This window comes from Mucilaginibacter sp. McL0603 (genome assembly GCF_049992945.1).
Taxonomy (GTDB): Bacteria; Bacteroidota; Bacteroidia; order Sphingobacteriales; family Sphingobacteriaceae; genus Mucilaginibacter.
Genome location: NZ_CP188251.1, coordinates 1,548,110 through 1,567,989 on the forward strand (window position 1 = coordinate 1,548,110; position 19,880 = coordinate 1,567,989).

Consider the following 19,880-nt stretch of genomic DNA (forward strand, 5'->3'; position numbering starts at 1 on the left):
GAAACGAATTGAATAATTAAATTCTATTAATTCTTTAATTAGCAAAATTACGGTTCAGACAATCTCCGCCACAACAAAAGTGCTTCCTCCAACAAATACCAGGTCATTTTTACCGGCACTGTTTTGCGCTGCATTCAAAGCCGCCTTTACCGAAATGTATATTTCACCATGCAGACCAAAGTTTTCTGCTTTCTCCTTTAACTTTTCCGCATCCAAGCCTCGCGGAATGTCTGGCTTGCAGAAGTAATAGATAGCATCCTTAGGAAGCATAGTCAGCATTCGACTGATATCCTTATCATTCACCACACCAATCACGAAGTGAAGTTGCTGGTAAGGAGTGGCCTCGATATTTTTCAGCACTTCGGTAATACCTTCCGGGTTATGACCGGTATCGCAAATGGTTAGCGGATCCTGGCTTAGAATTTCCCAACGCCCATGCAAGCCGGTCAGTTTTTTAACCTGGCTCAATGAACTTCGGATATGTTCATCTGTAATTATAAAGGCTTGTTGACGCAATTCTTCAATGCCCGACAATACTGCCTTTACATTTTTAAGCTGATAAGTACCTGGGAGGTCGAGATGCAGGTCGAACGTCTTAAGTTCTGAGTCATTCTTTTGAATACTAAAGTCTAAATATTCTTCCGACTTACGCTTTCCGGCCTCCAACTTTAAAATGCGCCACTTTTCAGATGCAAAACTGATCGCCGAATTTTGAGATTGAGCTTTGCTGACAAACACATCGGCTATTTCAGATTGATATTCGCCTATGATAACCGGGATACCAGGTTTAATAATACCTGCTTTTTCACCTGCGATAAGGGTTAGCGTATTACCCAGCAAATTCACATGGTCCCATCCAATATTGGTGATCACTGAAAGCAGCGGGCTAATGATATTGGTCGAATCAAGCCTTCCGCCTAAACCTACCTCAATAATCGCAATATCTACTTTTTCGTTGGCAAATGCGTCAAAGGCCATGCCTACGGTCATCTCAAAAAAGGAGGGTTTAATATCCTCAAAATCAGTCCGGTGCTCTTCCACAAATTTGATCACATGCTCTTCACTGATCATTTCGCCATTAATACGGATACGTTCCCTGAAATCCCTTAAATGCGGTGAGGTATAAAGCCCGGTTTTATATCCCGCAGTTTGCAATACAGCAGCCAGCATGTGCGAGGTTGACCCTTTGCCATTAGTGCCGCCAACATGTATGCTTCTAAATTTATTTTGCGGATCGCCAAGTCGCTTACAGAGCTCTATAGTATTGTTCAGATCATTTTTAAATGCCGAAATACCATCCCTCGTAAACATAGGGAGTTGGCTGTATAGGTAGTCGAGCGTTTGTGCGTAGTTCATTTTTTTAGTAGCAGTTGCAGTAGCAGTAGCAGGTATGCTATTACTATTTAGTTTTAGGAGTGAACTTCTCAGGATGATTAGCCATTGAATTTAGCATTCTACCTATTTCTTCATACTTTAACTGAAGAAGGTTTAGATTTTCACGACTAATATATTCACAACTATAAGCGAAATCTAACCAAATGGATGTTTCGGTCGCTTCTCCATCCGCATCTGTCATTTTAGTGGTGAAATGTTTTGGATAAATACGCTTTCTATAGCCCTCACCAATATTAACACATACTGAACGGGAAGATCGTCCTATTTGGTCGGTGAGTGAATAAGTTTCTTCTTTTGGAAAACTTTTACTAATTAAAAAAATGGTTTTCGCAGCTTCAAATGCTAACTGGTAAACTTTAAGATCCTTAAAACTTCCTGTCATGATAATCGATTTTACTTTACAAAGTACTGCTACTGCTGCTGCTACTGCAACTTTATTTGTAAATAAAAATCAATTTACTTTAAATACAAAAACCACTTTCCCGGATTGGGTCTCCGGTGCGTTTTCAGAAGCGTTGAGTTTAGAGTCTTTTACCGCGTCTTCACATTTTTGCAGCAAGTTAGGATCTGTTATAGTTGTACCTGCGGCACCAGCACTGGCATAAATCACAGTACCGTTTTTATCTACACGAATATCAACCACTACTTTACCGGTGCGCCTGTTATCGTCAGTAACCGATGGTTTATTTACAAAGCTGCGCTGTGCCATCTGTAAACCACCATTCCCCGAGCCCGTACCATTATAGTTCGGTGACAAGGTTGAACCATTTGGTTTACCCTGGTTGCCCGGTGTGTTAGTGGTTCCATCGCCTTCACCAGTGCCGCCATTGCTTTTGCCTTTGTATAAAGCATTCTGATTGATGGCAGGCTTGGCTGGTTTGGTTACTGGTTGTGTAGCCACAGTTTTACTTACTTTTTTCGAGTTGGCATCCACAGTAGGGGCATCCTCGGTACTCTGGGTAACTACTTTTTTATCGCTTTGCTCCACCTGCGTTTTTTGTGGTGTTGGTGGGGCAGGGGTTACTTTAGTTGGTTTGGTATGATTGGGCCTTTCAGCTTTTGATGGTTCTTCAACACTGGTCAAATCGGTACCCATACCTTCGTCCGTAGTACCATAGTTTACCAGGATACCGCCAGTTCCATCCTCCGGTTTAGGTGGATTTTTAAATACGATAAAATAACACAAAGCAATCAGCACAGCCATAATAATGCCTGTAGCTAAAAATGCTTTGGGATAATTATTTTCTTCCTGGTAGTATTCCATTTTTTTTGCTTTGCGTTTAGCGCCTGGCGGTGAGCGTTGGTTTGCAAACTGCCCACTGCAAACCGCCAACTATCCTTTCGGTTCTGTTGCCAGAACGAGTTTTATATTCAGTTTTTGCGCAATATCCATTACCTGCACCACATTTTGTATAGCCACCGTACGGTCAACCGACAAAACGATGGTTAATTCTGTTGCCAGTTTTTTAAATCCCATCAGCGTATTTTGCATATCCCCAACCTTCACCGGTTTATTATTCACGGTATATTTCAGGTCCTGGCTGATGGTTACCGAGATCGTTTTTTTTGAAACGGCCTGGCCTGATGAAGATTTAGGCAGCAGCAACTTGATCACATTCGGGTTAGTTACTGTTGATGCGATCAGGAAAAAAAGCAGCAGGAAGAACATAATATCGTTCATTGCCGAGGTATGCACCTCAGCCGATACACGCTGATGTCTTTTTCTCAGGTTCATTTGCTTGGTTCTTCTAACAGGTCGATAAATTCAATGGCATCCGTTTCCAGCTTCAATATCACTTTATCCACCATAATCATCAATATGTGATAACATACGTAGGCTACTATACCCACCATTAATCCGGCGGCCGAGGTTACCATTTTTACATATAAACCTCCTGATATAACGCCCATACTGATATTATCTGTTTTAGATATATCATAAAAAATCTTGATAACCCCTGCAATCGTCCCAAGGAACCCAAACATGGGCGCAATACCGGCAACAATACCCAATATGCTAATGTTCTTTTCCAGTTTGGAAACTTCCAGCTTGCCCACATTCTCAATGGCGCCTTCAATATCTTTTATAGGGCGACCGATACGTAAAAGCCCTTTTTGCAGCATACGGCCAAGCGGCGAGTTACTATTGCGGCAAATAGCAATAGCGGATTCCAACTTACCGGTTAAAATACTGGTACGTACCTGGCTCATCAGGTTAGATTCGTCTTTGGCAGCTTTGCGTATAGTAAAATAACGTTCAAAGAATATCACGAGGCCCAACACAGCTAAAAAGCCGATAGGTACCATCACCCAACCACCTTTGATCAGCAGATCGCCAAATCTAAGTTCATCACCAGCCTGACCAGGTACCAGCGGTAAATTCTTTGCGGTATCAGCCAGTTTATGCACTGTATCTGTTATTTGTGCTAATAGCATCATTTTTTTGGATTAATTTTTAATGTATAAATTCCTTTATCAACCTTGCCGGTTTTTAGAAGATCTCTTTTTGCCTTTTCTGCTTCCTCTTCGGAGTAATATGTGCCAAATGTTATTTTAATAAGTTTGCCGGGAACATCAGTTGCTATTTTCGCACTGATACCCTTTTCTTCATAAGATTTTATGGCAATCTCAGCCGCTTTCCTGGCTTCGAATGCTGCTCCTATTACCACCCAATGAACACTTTGTATCGTGTCAACAGATTTTGCATTCTGATCAGCAGCAACTGGCTGGGCTGCAGGTTTGGTTGTTGAATCCGGACTAGTTATTGTTTTTGATGTGTCAGTGGCTGCATTTGCCGTGCTATCAAGCGGCTTTACAACTACATATGTTTGTGGCTTGTCCTGGAGGTTAAACCACTCAGGCTTATATTTATAAAGGCCCATAACGGCCAATAAAACAATGATGAGGATAAGCAGTAAAGTTATCCATAAGCTTCCGCGTGTTGAGCGAGGCTCTTCGTATACTTCTTCTTCTGTTTCCTGTTCTTCTGCAGTTTTCTCAACTACGGTTGGTTCAGGCTTTACTATTTTTTCTTCGGCTGGTTTTATCGGGACTTCTTCTATTGGTTTTACAGAGGCTTCTTCCTTTGGCTTTATTTCTTCCTCTACAGGGGGAGTATGAATTTTTACAGGTTTCTCTTGCGGTTCAGGAATATCAACCGGCTGGAAGCCATAAAAAGACGGGTCGCTTGTTTTGGAAGTATCAACCTTAAATGCCAGTACAGCACCATTAATATATAAAAAACCTAAGCCTGCAATCTCCACATTTCTTGTTGATAGCTGCTGCTTTATACCGGCTACATACTTATCAATAAAATATTTGGATGATGCCAGTGAAATATTCTTTTTGGCTGAAATGAACTTTGCAAGGTTTTCATCTTCTTTATGTTTCGGATCAAAACTTACTTCATGAACTGGAGGATAAAACTTGTTTTCCTGTTCATTATAATAGCCGTTGATGCGTACTTGAGTAAAACATCCAAGTCCGGGCAAGCTGACTTCGCCCTGTAATCCTAATAATTCACTTATATATACGGCTAAATCCATTCCGCTAAAAGTAAAAGTAAATCAGACATCATACAACTTAAAAATGAACTGCAACACCACCAAATATATTGAACCCATAATTAGGATAATACAGCCATACCTGGTTGGTTGTATTCAGAATATTGTTCACCTGCCCGAAGATAGAGAACCTGCTATTTATTTTATATTCAACGCCTCCGCTCAGGTCAGCAAATGAATCTATTTGTACAACACTTGGGGTAGGTGTGCCCAAAACCTGGTCATAAGCAGTGCCTCTGAATAATAACGTGCCGTTGATGCTTAATTGTTTTGTGATATGTAAAGTGGTTCCTGCTTTCAGTATAAATTTAGGTAAATTCCAGGCTTCAGCTTCATTGGCCATCTGGTAATCTTTAAACTCAACCCTGCCGAATACATCCACATTATCTGATATTTTAACATCCAGTTCGCCGTTGAAACCGCTTACCCGCGAGTTGCCATTATCGTATATCACGGAATATTTATTACCAGTAGCATTAAAATCGCTCACAAACAATGGCATATCCTTAATGCTATTGCGGAAAATCGTCGCTTTAAAACCAACACCTGGCGCTAAAGTTCCCTTCAGTCCCAAAGCTATGTCCAGCTTATCCACAGAGTTTTTAATGGCGATATTTTCTTCTATAAAAGGATTAATTTCTGAAAAATCGCGCAGTGATGACCTGTTTACATCCCCTTTTACTTCGGCAAACAAACGCACATATTTAGGTATTACCTGGAATTCAAGTTTGACAGCCGGGAAAATATAGGCATTGGATTGCAAACCAGATTCGCGCGCCAGGTTTAATCCCACATCAATTTTATAATTATCCCCCTGGAACTTTAAATAAGGATTCAGTCTGACAATGGTGTTATTGTATGAATACAGGCTGTCTTTAGGTGTACTCAGATCGATTGACGCACCTAAACCAGCGTGAAACTGATTGATCGTTTCGTTTAGGAAACCGCTGATCACCACATTGCTTTCCTTTGCCTGGTAGGCATTGTTCCAGATGTAGCCATTTACTTTTACCGCATAGGTAAAGTCATTCTCAACATCCTTATAGTTTTTTGTGACCTCGCCTTCAGCGCTCAGCGTACTAAAATGCTGTTTTTGCGGACTAAACGCAGGTGGTGGATTTGCAGGATCAAACCCATAAAAATATGTACCACGACGATTATAATCAATGCGACCAGTGAAAGCATTATCATCCGTAAGGCCTTTGCCAAATACACCTATCTCATCACGGCTTTCATTTTGTTTACTAATACTTGGTCCTGATTGGGCAATGTGTTTGGCAAAAGCGCCTACCTGCAAAGCCTGATCACTTCCGTTATCAACGTAAACTTCACCAAAAGTAGTTTTGAGGTTTCCCAGTCCAACTTTTGCATAGTTACTTGAAGGTATTGAATCTTGCTCTTTAGGCATTGGCATCGGCTCTAACTGGCGGATATCTGTATTCCTTTCCAGTCTTTTATCCAATGTTACATATGTTAAAGGAGCCTTAAACGGTGTTTTGTCCTCCAGATCAGGGTTACGGCGTATCTTCACCGCATCAGCTAAAACCGGTTTGTATGCAGTGGTAACTATGATCTCTTCTGATAAGGCGGCTCCGTTTTTATTTGCCGGATTGTTACCAGCGCCGCCTTTTTTTGTAGTATCCTGTGCAGTACTAGTTTTTGCAGTAGTAGTTTTTGGCTTGACCGCAGGTTTCTTAGCAGGGGTTTTAGCCGTGGTCTTCTTATTTTTAGTATTAGTTTTATTTTGTGCGTTAGCAGGAGCAAAGTAAAATACTATTACTAAGGTGAACAGCGTATAAATATATCTTGATCTGATCATTGCTTGTCTTTTCCTATTGTTCTTTGTTACCTGTTATTAATTTTTTGTAGTATCTGCTTTTGTAGTATCTGGTTTCTCATCTTGTCCGCCTGATTTTACACTACCCGGACTTATTTTCCCCAGCTTATCCTTAGCGGTTGGCAGTATATCGTCGTCCCCTTTATAGTTATCGATAATACTCTGCAATGTTGCCTTGGCCTGGAAGTTATCTTTCATGCCGACATAGTTATCAGCTAATAAGATATAGGTTTTTGCTACCCAGTAATCATAATTCGGCAGTTCCTTTACCAGGTCAAAACACGTTTTTTGGGATGTTTTATAATGACCTTTCAGGTATTCAATATTGGCAATATTGTATTTAGCTTCAGCAGCAGCTTTGGTTTTAGTATTAGCTACGGTGTAGGTAAACTCTTTTACTGCCGATGTGGTGTCACCTTTTTGTAGATAAGCAATACCCGAATATAAACCGGTTTTATACTTGTCTTCTTGAGAAGATTTCTCATAATCGCGTACCAGCTTCGCATACTTCAATGCATCATCCGGCATCTTCATTTGGGCATAGCATAAAAGAAGATTATTAATGGCGAATGAATAATCTGCTTTATATTCCGAGTTTGTCTCCAGTTTTTTCAGGTAAACAATGGCTTCGTTATATTTCTTTTGCGATATTTCCCAACCCGCCATGCTGATCAGTGATTTTTCGGTATAAGCGCTGGTCCAGTCGTTTAATATCACATTGAAATCAGCCACAGCCTCATCGCCACGGTTCAGGTTGATCAAACTTTGTCCCCTGATAAAATGTGCCTGTTTCTCATAGATCGGTTTGGTCGTGAACTTATCTAAATAGGCATTTACCGCCTGTACTGTTCCTGACCAGTCGCCTTTCAGATAAAGGTTATTAGCAGCGGTATACATAATGTTCTCCTGGTCGGCAGCAGTATAATTGCCGATAGGAGTAGTAGCTGCATAGGTGATAAAGGTTTGCGCATCGCCCTTATCAGTATATATTTTTTCGATCTGTTTAAGTGCCTGTTTAGCTTCATCAGTTGATGAATAATCCTGTATCACTTTCTTAAATGATTCAACAGCCAGGTCATCACTACCATTATTGTAATCTATCAGGCCGATAGTGACCAATGCACGCGGCACATAGCTGCTGTGCGGATATTTCTCTATCATTGCCTGCAGCCCGGTTTTGGCAGTGGCGCCGTCATTTTTTAAGAAATAAGTATAAGCGATCTCAAACGAAGCGTCGTCCGCATAGTCAGAGTTAGGGAACTTGTTCAATACATCGGTCAGTGTGCTGATCTTGTTATCGGGTGACCCCTGTAAACCCTGTATCATCCCACGCTGAAATAAGGCATAATCTTCGCCTTTGTCATGATGAGCTATGATACGGTCGTAATAATTCCTGGCTTCGCTATAATTCTTTAAAACGAAATAACTATCTCCCAAACGGGTTACGGCATCATTGATCGTATTCTGATCTTTCTCGCTGCCCTCTAAAAACTTCTCAAAAGAATAAGCAGCCTTTTTATATTGTTCATCACCAAAAGCAGCGTATGCCAGGGCATAGTTTGCATAGTTGAAAACAGGAGTTGCACTTGCCTCGTCCATATCCATGAAACGTTCGAAGTTTTGTACCGATTCTCCATATTTACGCACCTCGTACATAGCTTCCGCCATCCAGTAAATTGTTAAAGCCTGGGTTTTGCGATCGACAGGCACTTTTAACGAACGCAGGAATATCCCGATGGCGTTTTCAAATGCACGTTCATTATAAAACTCAAGTCCGCGATAGTAAGTCACTTTCTGGTAGGCCAGTTTTGCACTTGCCGATTTATTTGGCAATGGTTCCAATATCTCAACAGCTTCTTTGTAATTCTTAGAATTTAAAAGCTCTTCGCCAAGCAGTGTTTTAACTTCGTCAGTTCTGCCTGATTGGGGGTAGTTTTTTAAGTACAAACGGGTCGCTTCAAGTGCCTGAGTATTAAAATCAAGTTCGTAGGATAGCTTAGCATATTCATACAAAGCATCTTGTTGCAGTTGTGCATCAAAGGCTAGTTTTGAGGCCACAAAGAACGCATTGCGCGCGCTTTGCTTATTTTTCATTTTCAGGAAAACATTGCCGAGCGTATAATTACCGTTCTGTGCATAGATGTCATTCTGATCAACTAGCTTTTCCAACTCAGTTGCGGCTTTGGTGTAGTTGCCTACTTTGTAGTAAGCGTAGCCCATCTGGTAGCTATCCTGTGTATTTTGTGTTTTACCACGGTCCTTATCTTCAAAACGACTGTAATAGGCTACAGAATTATCGTAGTCCTTTTTGGCAAAGTACGAGGCACCAATAATACGCAGCATCTCGGTTTCGTGCTGCTGATGTGTAGTCTTAAGGATTGGCACCGCATAGCTGATCACATCATTATAGCGGGCATCCAAAAAGTAAACTGCCGTAATATAGTATGGATAACTGTCTTCGTATTTTTTTGAGTTTTTTAGTTTCTCAAAATTCACCAGTGCTAAATGGTAATCCTTATTCAGATAAGCAATGTATGCAAAGTAATAAGTGGCGTCTTCAGTATAAGGTGATTTTTTATTTTTTACCTCGCTAAAAAGCAACTGCGCATTTTTATAATCATTAGTGGCAAAATAAGCATATCCTTTGCGGAACTTATATTCGGTCTCCTGGTCGCCTATCAGTTCTCCTGCTCCTACTTTATTGAACCATATCAAGGCATCTGCATATTTTTCCTGCTTGAAATAAAATTTACCGATCTGGAAATAGGCCACTTTAGCCAGTGGATTTTCCGGATGCTCCTTAATAAATTTCATAAACAGGCTTTCGGCATCATCATTCCCTAATTCAAGGGCACAAACTGCTTCGTAATACTGAGCATTTTCTTTTACCAGCGATAGTTCCGATTCGAATTTTGACTGAGTGCTGGTTTGCAGCCTAGATCTTTCTACTAACCTGAATTGCTCGGCGGCGGCAACGTATTTACCTTTACTAAGCAGGTCATTTGCAGTATGATAGGTTCGGTATATCTGGAAAGAGGGGTCTTGCTGAGCGCTGGCGGTTAAGGTAAAAAATACGGGAATAAGTATAGCGGTGTACTTCAATTTGATCATAAGCGCAGGATATCGATATGCGAAAGTAGTTATATCACAAAGATGCTATCAACACAAGTAATTCACAAATGTGAATAACACTTTATTAAAGTGAACGGGTAGTTTACAGGTATGTTATTGGTGTGGAAAACTTTATTGAGTTTAGATTAAATAACAAAACGGCGGTGAACATTAGGTAATTTTGTATGTTGATAATCAACATTTAATAGGATGTCCAAACCATTATATTTATTATACGCTTTTGTAAGCATTTTATTTTTCACAGGTTTTGGTAATGCCCAAAAATCTGATGGACCTATCACGTTGCATGATGAAAAGCTGAATTTTATCCCGCACGAATTTTACATTGCTGATGTGGCAGATGAACGTAAAGACCGTAATACCGTAGCCTCTCTGATCGAAAATAATCCCGATCATTCATCTGCAATGAAGCAAGTCGACCTAAAGGATGGTGCTGTAGTTGCCATCAGCGGTTTTCTTAACCGCAACCTGCATCGGGATACCACACTGCACCCGGTAATGATCACACTTAAGGAATTTAAAATCACCGAAACCAGTGCACCCGGAGGACGGGTAAGCGGCCGTTTGGCTGTAGTGTTTTCCTTTTCACTGCAATTGAGCTATAACACAGTGCACCTGATTGATTATACAAGTGGCATTCGATATGACCGGCCCGATAGCCAGCAGGCTGATGCAGAAGCTATTTTGCGCCACGGTATAGAAGGTGCAATGTCCTTTTTTAATACATGGATAAATAGCCAGGCGGAAACCAATGCACTATTGGCAAAAAAGGTAAAAATAACTTTCACAGATTATACAGAAAATCCGGAAGGCGATACAATCTATTACTCGGCTAATCGACCACTAACCTGGGCCGATTTTAAAGACCGGCCAAGAGAGAATGGCTTTGAAGCCGAAATATTTACAAGCATCGGGTATATTGAACGGAATGAAGTTGTAAAAGGAATTGTAAATGTTAACATGGCCATAAAGGTAGATTTGCCAAAAAACGATTGCTGGGTAAGGGGAGATCGCAATGCTTATACACTTAACCATGAACAACGGCATTTTGATATTGAAAAGCTGGCAAGCGAACATTTTAAGCAAAGACTATTGGCCATTGACCTGCCGGTCGATAATTTCTACGGACCTATTAATATCGAATACCTGGAAGCGCTGCGCGATGCAACACGTATGCAAAAGCAGTACGATGCAGAAACCCAGCACGGCCGTGACAGAGGGGAGCAGGAACGATGGAATGAAAAGATAGACAAGGAGTTAATTTCCTACGGCATAAAAAGGTAAGCTCTTAAGCTTGGCAATTACTATGTGACCGCGTATAAAGCCGGGAAATTTCAATAGAAATTAAAATGCCTGGTGAAGTAATTATGCGGCGGCTAATTGGTGCTGAACCTTATCAACAAGTTCTGAGATATCAAATGGCTTCGCCAAAAAATCGTTAGGAGCATCGTATGGCTTATATTGTCCGGATAAACCATGACTTGCTGATATCATAATGATTGGTATGTCGTGGGTGTCCTTATTTGATTTTATAGTTTTACATAGTTCGCGTCCGTCAATCTCTCCAAGCATAATATCAAGAAGTATCAGATCAGGTTTATACTCTTCTATCTGTTCAACTAATAGACGCCCATCAGCCAGGGTCTTTACATCATAATCGTAATCTTCCAGTATCAACTTTAAAACTTCTAAGATGTCTTCATTATCATCCACCGCTAAAATCTTTTGCATCGTGTCCATTTATTTTATGTGTTTCATATTGTGTGTGATAAACACAATAATTATACCAAGCAGATAATATGGATGTTTAAAAACCCTACGAAGTATAATTAATATAAACAAGAAAAAAATTTAGGACACCATATTTCCTGATTTCAGTACATTAGTTGTCTTTTCAGGAATTTCAGTTTTCTTTTTTTTAACAATAACATAACGTGACTTTTGGCACTTCGCACAAAAATATACTCTTAGTGGGAGAAAAAAAAGAAAGGTCTTTACGAGCCAGTTGCGATGCAGCTGGAAATGAAATGAAGATCCGCATTTGGCGCAATAACGGACAGTAGGGGGTTTAATAAATGCAGTTGTATCCTGATCCACCGATTGTATTTTTTTAGGTCCGAATAATTGGATTACAAAAATAGTAAAATTTAGATTACTACAAATCAGGCTTTAGTGACAAAACAATTATTGTTTCCACACATAATTTTTTTGCCGGCAATTATAGCAATAGTATCTTTTTACGGGAAGGAAGCCCAATAGGTTTTTGAATAAAAAACCTCGCCGAACCCTGAAGCCCAGCTCTAAGTTGCACTTAGGGCAAAGTGGTTTTCTATGTATCTTATCTGCAGGGGTATGTTCTCTGGCTGCTGTTTTCATGTTAATACAATCAGGGCTATTGTATCTTATTTGTTAAAAATTTCCGCAGCAAATATAGATTATTGAGTATTAGTTAATAGGATATTATTGTCAATGTATTGTTACAGAACTTATTTTCTTTATAAGAACATATGGTAATTCAGGCGCAAGATTTGCAGGCGTTTTGACGAAATCGAAATGCCGAATAACTAGCCCGGGACTATTTTAGTAGATCAAATCGTTTACTTTTTTAATCAATTCCACAAGGTCAAATGGTTTATTGATTACAGCATCACAGCCATAGGCAAATATTTCATCGGCGTGATTAATATATGCCGAGAAGATAATAACAGGTACATTATTAAATTCGGGATGTGATTTGATCTGCAGGCAAATTTCACCACCGTTCTCTCCGGCTAATCTGTAATCCAATATAACCAGGTCGGGTTTAAAAGATTTCATTAAGGACATTACTTCTGTGCTTTCAGCAATGCTTTTCACCTCAAATTGTTCATATGCCAGCGTTTCATGAACAACTTCAAGTATATCCTCATTATCATCCAAAACTAAAACGCGCTTTAACATAATTATAATTAATTTAGGTACCGCCGAAAAAGAGTTTACTGGGTCAATCGCGAAATACTCGGTTTAGAGTATGGGTTTGGGCTAAATATCTTTATCGAACTATATCTGAACAAAGATAATAGATTTTTTGAGTTTCGGAAATAAAATATCCAGCTACAACTTTTAACAGTTATTTTGCATGGATGCAGGTATTAAAATGCCTCCCCCAGGCCTAATATCAATGTCATTAAGTTGGGGAAAAACAGAAGGGCTGATAATATCGAATAATGAATTTTGAATACCGAACACCGATGTTTTTACTTCATCATTCAGCATTGGACATTCAATGTTCGATATTTAAAACGCTCGCAATTCATTAACTCTTCCGGATCGCTGGTAAAAATCCCAGCCTATATATACTTGACAGCTACTGAAAGAAAAAGAATACTGCTGCCGAAAACTGGTTGTTCTTCGACGCTTCATTATGGTCGCCAGGTACATAAGTAACCTGAGAGCCTGGTATTAGCAGATGTAACCTGTTTTCAGACCCATTCTCATGATCTTCACTGCCACGAATAATAAGTACTGGTTTTCTTATTTTTGATAATTCTAACGGACTGGTTGATGGCTGGTATTTTTGTTGCAGGGCAAGCGCCTGTTCATCTAAATGCTGACTGCGGACATAATTTACCAGGTCATCCACATCGTGATAGTTTTTGGCGCCCATCAGTGCTTTGTAAGCATGTATCCTTCTTGGCCAGTTAGGGTCAGTATAAGCATCGCCCATGCCGCCCATTACAGTTTTGTTTACCCTTTTGCTATCAAGCACCATCAGCCTTGAAGCAATGATAGACCCTCGTGAGTAACCCACGATATTATATTGGGTAATGTTTAGGGAAGTCAGCAACCCCATAATGTCTTTTGCCTCGGCATCATTTTGATAAGCTTCATCAGTATGCGGCTTGTCTGACAGGCCATTGCCACGCAGATCTAATATGATCACTTTAAATCCTGCTTTAAGCAGATTGGTATAAAGAAATCCACTTTTCCACCCCTGGCTGGTGCCCGAAAACCCGTGAATCATTACCACCGGGAAACCATTGCCACTTGCTTCATAATATATTTTTGTCCCGTCAAAAGATGTATAAAACTGGCCCGTCGCTTTCTGTTGGGCAGAGGCTATACCAATGGTGAAAACTAAAAGCAGAATTAAATTAATAACCGTTTTTTTCATGCGCTATGGTGTGTATGATATTAAAAATAACAATACATCCCGCTTTATACGTTTAAAACGCCGTAAAGGATGCAAAAAGATATTTTTGGCGATTGCAATATTAACTATATCAATTTAACCGGAGTAAATTTTGTCAAAATAATACTCTTATTTATATAATTCTTTTAGTATATTTGATTATAAGCCAGTTAGCCAACTAAATCTGTTTGTTATGAAAAAAGTTTCAAATATTCTTGACCGTAAGGGGTCTAGTGTTATGACTATTGATGCATCAACCACAGTACTGGATGCATTGCGATTAATGGACGATATGAATATCGGATCGGTAGTGGTTACCGATGAGGGGAAATATGTTGGCTTGTTAACTGAACGCGATTATGCGCGTAAAGTGATACTTCGCGGTAAATCTTCCCTGGAAACATCCGTGCGCGAGATCATGAGCACTGATCTACCCCCCATCATCCCTGAAAACTCAGTTGAGACCTGCATGCACATCATGAGCGAGAATAATATCCGCTATCTGCCTGTATTTAAAAATGATCAGCTATGCGGTATTATTTCCATTAATGACCTGGTAACGGAAACCATCCTGACGCACGAGGAAACCATCGAGCAACTAAGAAGCTACATTCAGTCCTGATCTCAGGAAGTGATATGGCGTGAATGTCCGCTGATTTCGTCTTTGCTGTTTATCGGTATTTCAACCTTTTTTATTTGTGGATGTTTATCTGTGGGGAATGATATTTTCACAGCTTCGCGGCATTTTTTTATCGCCCTGCGTAATTCCCTGTTTGCATAGGCTTTTCCGCTGAACATCAATTTTTCATTTTCATTCTTCGTCAGGTCAAACCCACTGCCATTCCACAGGTAATGCTGCTCATCTTCAGCTATGTAAATGATATTATAATCAGCCATAATATAATCAGAACATCTAAAACCGGTAATTAGTTTGTTATCGGGCCCGAATAGACAAGATTTTGTAAATTAGCTGCTTCACCAATTATTCTCCGGGATGAGTTTTCTGAAAGCTATATGGAATGAGTTTACCGGTTTTTTCGGTTTCGGAAACCTGATTGATATTTTACATTCGGGTAAATATAACGAACTGCTTACCTGGCATGGTATAACTTCTGTCTTAGGCCCGCTAATCCCATTTCTGCTGATTATTGAGATCATAAGGGCGGCATTTTACAAACGGTTTAAGGTGATCGATTATAAAATACCCTTCTTTACCTATGTGTTAAATGCATTTGTAGGCAGACTTATCTCTTTTGCTATGGTTGGCCTGTGCATAGGGTTATTTGAGAAGCATGCTATTTTTAAAACCGTTTTTACCTGGTACTGGTTCATATACGGCTACATCATTTGGGAATTTGCCCATTTTATCTATCACCTTTTGGCGCATAAGGTGCGCATATTGTGGTGCCTGCATTCTACCCACCATGCACCGGTATCCATGAATTTATCAGTTACCTATGCGCATTTCTTTTTAGAAGCACCTTATGCTGATGTTGTGCGTACCACCATTTGCATTTTATTGGGAGTAAACCCTGCCATGCTGTTTGTTATTATGTTTATTGATGGTACCTGGGGTGCTTTTATACATATCGGCGAAAACCTGGTTGAGGACGCCCGCTTCGGATTTTTAGGCAGGATCGTTCTTACACCATCTCATCACCGGGTACACCATGCCAAGAATCCGGTTTACATGGATACCAATTTCTGTAATCTGTTAAATGTTTGGGACAAAGTATTTGGCACCTATCAGCCAGAAGATCGTAAAATGCCTATTGAATATGGTATTACACGACCTATGAAACCACATCATTTTTTGGATGCTTATTTTGGTGAAATAGTGGCGCTGGGAAAAGATGTAGCCAAAGCTCCCGGGATCAAAAACAAATTCCTGTATATTATTATGCCTCCCGGATGGAGCCACACCGGCGACCATAAAATGGCAAGCGTGGTAAGAAAGAAATATATGGAAGAGCATGAAAAGAATGTGCTTTCGCACAAGACTATTACTGATGATAAAGGTGATCTAACATCAGTAACCTTTAAATAAATTAGTCTACCCCGGTATTACAAACCAAAAGGTTGATCCTTTGCCCTCTTCGCTTTCAATATTAATAGTGCCGTTATGCTGCCGGATGATCTCTGCCGAGATATACAGACCCAGACCCAGGCCGGCATATCTTTGTGATTTTTCATTTACACGGTAAAACCTGTCGAATATCAGAGGTAACTTACTGGCAGGTATCCCGATGCCAAAATCAGTGACCGAAACTTTTACACCCGCCGTTATTTTTTCAACCCGGATGATCAATTTGTCTGCATCCGGAGAATATTTAACTCCATTAGCAATAAGATTCACCAATACCTGTTCTATACGGTTTCTGTCAGCATTTACAGTAAGATTCTTATCACCCTCTGTAATAAATTGATAATGGGGTGATTGCATTTGGATTTCTTCAATACATTCCACTATCAGCTCATCCAGTAAAAATGAAGTTTTCCGCAGTTCTAACTTGCCTGATTGTATCTTGGTTACATCCAGCAGATCTTTAATTAGCTCAACCAGTTTATCTACCTGCTTCACTGATTTTGCCACAGTTACACTAAAAGCTTTCATTTCCTCGCTCTTAGCGGCTGTACGCTCCATCATTTGAAGTAATAACTTAAGGCTGGTAATAGGAGTCTTTAATTCATGACTTGCTATACTGACAAACTCATCTTTCTTTTTTAATAATTCGATAGTTGCCACATCGATCATTTTTTGAATAGTAACGTCGAGCAAAGTTCCGATAAAACGGGTAGCTAATCCCTGCTCGTTAAAATAGGCCCTGCCCTTTGCTTTTAACCATTTAAATTTTCCGTCAAAGGGAGTAGTCCTGAATTCTACATCAAATTCTCCGTAATCCTTATTCGTCAGGGTCTCATTAATTTTGTTTTCAAGTGCATCATGATCATCAGGATGGATCATTTTATAAAAACACTGCAAGTCAACCGAAGCCAGTGGTATTAAACCGAAAATTTCCTTACAGCGCTTATCGCATATTAAATCCCTTTTTTGCGGGTCGTAATCCCAGGTGCCTAAACCTGCTGAATCAACCGCAAATTTTAACCGTTCCCTGCTCTCACTTAAAAGGCGCTCGGCCTGGGCCAATCCTTCTTCTACCTGGCGTTTGTAAGTGATGTCTTCTATGGCTAGTAATATCAGTGGTTCGCCATTTATATTATCAATTTGCCGGGCATTAAGACACATGCTTCTTTTCCCCAGTGACGGAAATATTTGGGTGACATCGAAATCGTCCAATTCCTTCTTCTCCGGCAAAATTTCATCTAACAATTCCCGTAGTTTTGGAATATCCCATTGCCCATTGTTGATCTCATATAGATAATGGCCCTCGATCTCCTTCTCATTGGTTTTAAATTTATTATAGAAGCCGTTTGTAGCGCGCTTTATCCGCAGGTCAGTATCTAATATAAGCAAAGGGTCGCGTATGGTATTTACGATCCCTTCTGTATACAAACGTGCATTGTTCAATTGCTCATTCCTATCCAGTAACTCCTTATTAACGATTAGGATCTCTTCGTTAATACTTTGCAGTTCTTCTTTGGATGTTTCCAGTTCCTCGTTCAGGCTTTGCAGTTCTTCACTGCCGGATAGCAGTTCTTCATTGGCGCTTTGCAGTTCCTCATTAGCGGTTTCCTGGGCATCAGTGATCGCGCGCATATCTGCACGTGTTTGTATCAGTTCGCGTTCCAGGTGTTCAATGCGCAATTCCGAGGCGTTATAATTCATGTTTTCAGTACTCTGTCCGGTATCGAACATAGGAGCCTGTAAACCGGTTGACGATGCAGGTTGAAAAACAATGAGATAATGCAATTCGGAATTTTGGCTGAGCTGCAATGCCTGGATGTTCACAAATTGCTGCATATCATTCACTTTGAAGAAAATGCCGAATTTATGCACCGGCTGTTTGGTCTTTTGTGCGAGATGCAGGATGTTCCGAAGCTCAAAAGAAAGGCCTTCGCGTGCCATTTTTAATATATTAAAACTAGGCTTCCCGGCGGGGGGTATAAGCCAGGTCTCAGTTGAGCCACGGAACTGGATGATATCAAATTTTTCATTCACCAACACAGCGGCAGGCATAAAATTGGCAAGCATAGCATCGTCTGCTATTTTAAAAACATCCTTATTGGCACTTTCCTTCTGAATGTTCTTATCAATTTCCCTGAATGTTTGCTCGGTATCGCGGGATGCCACATTGATGAATCTGCTCAGCGGGCCTTTCCTCAGATATATTTTTTCAGAATTCTTATAAGCTTTAAAAATGTCTGTGTTATTTCCTATACTTTCTGACTTGCCCAGCATCAGGTAGCCTTCTTCTTCATTTAAAGAGTAATGAAAAGTAGTTAGCGCCCTTTTTTGTAAAACAGGTTCCAGATAAATAAGCACATTGCGGCAACTCACCAGGTCGATCTTCGAAAAAGGAGGATCTTTAAGCAAATTGTGGTGGGCAAATACACACATATCCCGGATCGTCTTGGTCACCTGGTAGCTGCCGTCCTGCTTAATGAAAAATTGCTGTAATCTGGAAGGAGAAACACCTGCGAGCTCCGTTTGGTTATATATGCCGTTTCGCGCTTTAGCAATAGCTATTTCGGAAATATCAGTTGCAAATATCTGAATTTTGATCGCTGCAGCCTTATCACCTAAATATTCCTGAAGGCACATGGCAATTGAATAAGCTTCTTCTCCGGTGGCACATCCTGCTACCCATATCCTCAATGCTTCATTAGCTGTTTTTTTGCTGAGCAATGCCGGGAAAATCGTTTCACATAACACTTCAAAGCTTTGTATGTCACGGAAAAAATCAGTGACCGAAATAAGCATGTCATTATAAAGGGCATCCTGCTCGTTCTTGTTTTCGCGAAGAAAATTCAGGTAATCAGCAGGTTTTTCTATTTTATTAAGCGCCATCCGGCGGATGATTCGTCGTTTTAAGGTGCTCTGTTTGTAGTAATTAAAATCAACTCCGCGCCGGACTCTGAGCACAGTTAGTATCTGTTTAAATACCTCGTTGTCTTGCTGGGGTAATGAGTCTTTAACTTTCTCTGGTGAATAATCCGAATTAAAGGGGTGATTTATGGTGATCAACCGCTTAGCAATTTCTTCCGGAGGCAGAATGAAATCTACCGCGCCGGCTTTAATTGCACTTTTGGGCATGCTGTCAAAAGCCGCAGAGCCTTCATCCTGTGCAAACGTTAATCCGCCATATGATTTGATAACCTGCAGGCCAAGGGTACCATCATTAAGGGCACCGGACAGTACCACCCCAACGGCATAACTTTGGTATACCAGCCCTAATGATGAAAAGAAAAGATCAATAGTGTTGTTTTTTTTATTCTTGCTATCTAGTGGTGTCAGTTTTAGTGCGCTGTCAATTACGGTAACTATTTTGTTTTCAGGTATAATGTATAGATGGTCTGGTTCCAGGTGCACATTATCGGTGATCTGCTGAACAGGGAAAGGGGCTACTCTTTGAAGTATTTCTGGTAAAGTGCTTTCGTACGAAGGACTTAAATGCTGAATAAATACAAAGGCCATTCCTGATTTGGCAGGTAAAGCCTTCAAGAATGTTTTTACAGCATCCAACCCGCCCGCTGAAGCGCCAATGCCTACAACGGGGAATTGCAAATTAGATGGGGCCTCTGTATTAGCTTTTCCCATTATAAATTAAAAGTTGGTTGCACGTGTAGAATTTTGGAAATCGGCACAAATATGACAAGGGAT

16 protein-coding genes are annotated in these 19,880 nt (G+C 40.3%); 3 read left to right on the forward strand and 13 right to left on the reverse strand.

The genetic code is table 11. The features are described 5' to 3' along the window. Window positions 1-54: 54 nt before the first annotated feature. The 8 genes from ACPPVU_RS07195 to ACPPVU_RS07230 all read right to left on the reverse strand — a co-directional run bounded on the left by ACPPVU_RS07195 (window position 55) and on the right by ACPPVU_RS07230 (window position 9,906). Window positions 55-1,356 carry a bifunctional folylpolyglutamate synthase/dihydrofolate synthase gene (locus tag ACPPVU_RS07195; protein ID WP_426671007.1) on the reverse strand — a complete coding sequence of 434 codons (1,302 nt, stop codon included), beginning with the start codon at window positions 1,354-1,356 and terminating at the stop codon, window positions 55-57. A 43-nt stretch (window positions 1,357-1,399) separates the two neighbouring features. Beyond that, complete coding sequence (locus tag ACPPVU_RS07200; RefSeq protein WP_426671008.1) at window positions 1,400-1,777, reverse strand: four helix bundle protein; 378 nt, start codon at window positions 1,775-1,777, stop codon at window positions 1,400-1,402. Between the two features lie 69 nt (window positions 1,778-1,846). Further along, window positions 1,847-2,659, reverse strand: coding sequence for an energy transducer TonB (locus ACPPVU_RS07205; protein WP_426671009.1), 813 nt, complete (start codon window positions 2,657-2,659; stop codon window positions 1,847-1,849). A gap of 69 nt (window positions 2,660-2,728) precedes the next feature. Beyond that, the gene (locus tag ACPPVU_RS07210; RefSeq protein WP_426671010.1) at window positions 2,729-3,130 is read right to left on the reverse strand and encodes an ExbD/TolR family protein; all 402 of its coding nucleotides are present in this window, start codon (window positions 3,128-3,130) and stop codon (window positions 2,729-2,731) included. Continuing rightward, window positions 3,127-3,831, reverse strand: coding sequence for a MotA/TolQ/ExbB proton channel family protein (locus tag ACPPVU_RS07215; RefSeq protein ID WP_426672189.1), 705 nt, complete (start codon window positions 3,829-3,831; stop codon window positions 3,127-3,129). Before ACPPVU_RS07215 ends, ACPPVU_RS07210 begins: the two co-directional genes overlap by 4 nt. Continuing rightward, window positions 3,831-4,940, reverse strand: coding sequence for an SPOR domain-containing protein (locus ACPPVU_RS07220; protein ID WP_426671011.1), 1,110 nt, complete (start codon window positions 4,938-4,940; stop codon window positions 3,831-3,833). The genes ACPPVU_RS07215 and ACPPVU_RS07220 overlap by 1 nt, the downstream gene beginning before the upstream one ends. A gap of 37 nt (window positions 4,941-4,977) precedes the next feature. Continuing rightward, window positions 4,978-6,777 (reverse strand): hypothetical protein, encoded by a 1,800-nt coding sequence (locus ACPPVU_RS07225; RefSeq protein WP_426671012.1) that lies wholly within the window; start codon window positions 6,775-6,777, stop codon window positions 4,978-4,980. A gap of 36 nt (window positions 6,778-6,813) precedes the next feature. Then, window positions 6,814-9,906: a tetratricopeptide repeat protein gene (locus tag ACPPVU_RS07230; protein ID WP_426671013.1), complete on the reverse strand. Its 3,093-nt coding sequence runs from the start codon at window positions 9,904-9,906 to the stop codon at window positions 6,814-6,816. Window positions 9,907-10,116: 210 nt separating this feature from the next. On the opposite strand from ACPPVU_RS07230, the gene ACPPVU_RS07235 reads away from it, so the two are divergent. Then, window positions 10,117-11,211: a hypothetical protein gene (locus ACPPVU_RS07235; RefSeq protein ID WP_426671014.1), complete on the forward strand. Its 1,095-nt coding sequence runs from the start codon at window positions 10,117-10,119 to the stop codon at window positions 11,209-11,211. Window positions 11,212-11,292: 81 nt separating this feature from the next. Here the strand turns inward: ACPPVU_RS07235 and ACPPVU_RS07240 are convergent, their stop codons facing one another. The 3 genes from ACPPVU_RS07240 to ACPPVU_RS07250 all read right to left on the reverse strand — a co-directional run bounded on the left by ACPPVU_RS07240 (window position 11,293) and on the right by ACPPVU_RS07250 (window position 14,080). Further along, entirely contained in the window at window positions 11,293-11,658 is a 366-nt protein-coding gene (locus tag ACPPVU_RS07240) for a response regulator (RefSeq protein WP_426671015.1), read from the reverse strand. A gap of 849 nt (window positions 11,659-12,507) precedes the next feature. Next, window positions 12,508-12,867, reverse strand: coding sequence for a response regulator (locus ACPPVU_RS07245; RefSeq protein WP_426671016.1), 360 nt, complete (start codon window positions 12,865-12,867; stop codon window positions 12,508-12,510). Between the two features lie 406 nt (window positions 12,868-13,273). Then, window positions 13,274-14,080 (reverse strand): alpha/beta fold hydrolase, encoded by an 807-nt coding sequence (locus ACPPVU_RS07250; protein WP_426671017.1) that lies wholly within the window; start codon window positions 14,078-14,080, stop codon window positions 13,274-13,276. A 211-nt stretch (window positions 14,081-14,291) separates the two neighbouring features. On the opposite strand from ACPPVU_RS07250, the gene ACPPVU_RS07255 reads away from it, so the two are divergent. Then, window positions 14,292-14,720 carry a CBS domain-containing protein gene (locus ACPPVU_RS07255; RefSeq protein WP_426671018.1) on the forward strand — a complete coding sequence of 143 codons (429 nt, stop codon included), beginning with the start codon at window positions 14,292-14,294 and terminating at the stop codon, window positions 14,718-14,720. A gap of 2 nt (window positions 14,721-14,722) precedes the next feature. On the opposite strand, the gene ACPPVU_RS07260 is transcribed toward ACPPVU_RS07255, so the two are convergent. Further along, on the reverse strand, window positions 14,723-14,995 hold the full coding sequence (locus tag ACPPVU_RS07260; protein ID WP_426671019.1) for a hypothetical protein: 273 nt from the start codon (window positions 14,993-14,995) through the stop codon (window positions 14,723-14,725). Between the two features lie 97 nt (window positions 14,996-15,092). Here ACPPVU_RS07260 and ACPPVU_RS07265 point away from each other — a divergent pair, with 97 nt between their 5' ends. Next, entirely contained in the window at window positions 15,093-16,145 is a 1,053-nt protein-coding gene (locus ACPPVU_RS07265) for a sterol desaturase family protein (protein WP_426671020.1), read from the forward strand. Window positions 16,146-16,151: 6 nt separating this feature from the next. Here the strand turns inward: ACPPVU_RS07265 and ACPPVU_RS07270 are convergent, their stop codons facing one another. After that, window positions 16,152-19,817, reverse strand: coding sequence for a CheR family methyltransferase (locus tag ACPPVU_RS07270; RefSeq protein WP_426671021.1), 3,666 nt, complete (start codon window positions 19,815-19,817; stop codon window positions 16,152-16,154). Window positions 19,818-19,880 lie beyond the last annotated feature (63 nt).

Bases quoted from the DNA above. Each gene is read 5' to 3' on its own strand.
- ACPPVU_RS07210 (WP_426671010.1), bottom strand. From the start codon at position 3,130: ATGAACCTGAGAAAAAGACATCAGCGTGTATCGGCTGAGGTGCATACC.
- ACPPVU_RS07225 (WP_426671012.1), bottom strand. From the start codon at position 6,777: ATGATCAGATCAAGATATATTTATACGCTGTTCACCTTAGTAATAGTA.
- ACPPVU_RS07200 (WP_426671008.1), bottom strand. From the start codon at position 1,777: ATGACAGGAAGTTTTAAGGATCTTAAAGTTTACCAGTTAGCATTTGAA.
- ACPPVU_RS07250 (WP_426671017.1), bottom strand. From the start codon at position 14,080: ATGAAAAAAACGGTTATTAATTTAATTCTGCTTTTAGTTTTCACCATT.
- ACPPVU_RS07205 (WP_426671009.1), bottom strand. From the start codon at position 2,659: ATGGAATACTACCAGGAAGAAAATAATTATCCCAAAGCATTTTTAGCT.
- ACPPVU_RS07240 (WP_426671015.1), bottom strand. From the start codon at position 11,658: ATGCAAAAGATTTTAGCGGTGGATGATAATGAAGACATCTTAGAAGTT.
- ACPPVU_RS07230 (WP_426671013.1), bottom strand. From the start codon at position 9,906: ATGATCAAATTGAAGTACACCGCTATACTTATTCCCGTATTTTTTACC.
- ACPPVU_RS07245 (WP_426671016.1), bottom strand. From the start codon at position 12,867: ATGTTAAAGCGCGTTTTAGTTTTGGATGATAATGAGGATATACTTGAA.
- ACPPVU_RS07235 (WP_426671014.1), top strand. From the start codon at position 10,117: ATGTCCAAACCATTATATTTATTATACGCTTTTGTAAGCATTTTATTT.
- ACPPVU_RS07215 (WP_426672189.1), bottom strand. From the start codon at position 3,831: ATGCTATTAGCACAAATAACAGATACAGTGCATAAACTGGCTGATACC.
- ACPPVU_RS07255 (WP_426671018.1), top strand. From the start codon at position 14,292: ATGAAAAAAGTTTCAAATATTCTTGACCGTAAGGGGTCTAGTGTTATG.
- ACPPVU_RS07260 (WP_426671019.1), bottom strand. From the start codon at position 14,995: ATGGCTGATTATAATATCATTTACATAGCTGAAGATGAGCAGCATTAC.
- ACPPVU_RS07195 (WP_426671007.1), bottom strand. From the start codon at position 1,356: ATGAACTACGCACAAACGCTCGACTACCTATACAGCCAACTCCCTATG.
- ACPPVU_RS07270 (WP_426671021.1), bottom strand. From the start codon at position 19,817: ATGGGAAAAGCTAATACAGAGGCCCCATCTAATTTGCAATTCCCCGTT.
- ACPPVU_RS07220 (WP_426671011.1), bottom strand. From the start codon at position 4,940: ATGGATTTAGCCGTATATATAAGTGAATTATTAGGATTACAGGGCGAA.
- ACPPVU_RS07265 (WP_426671020.1), top strand. From the start codon at position 15,093: ATGAGTTTTCTGAAAGCTATATGGAATGAGTTTACCGGTTTTTTCGGT.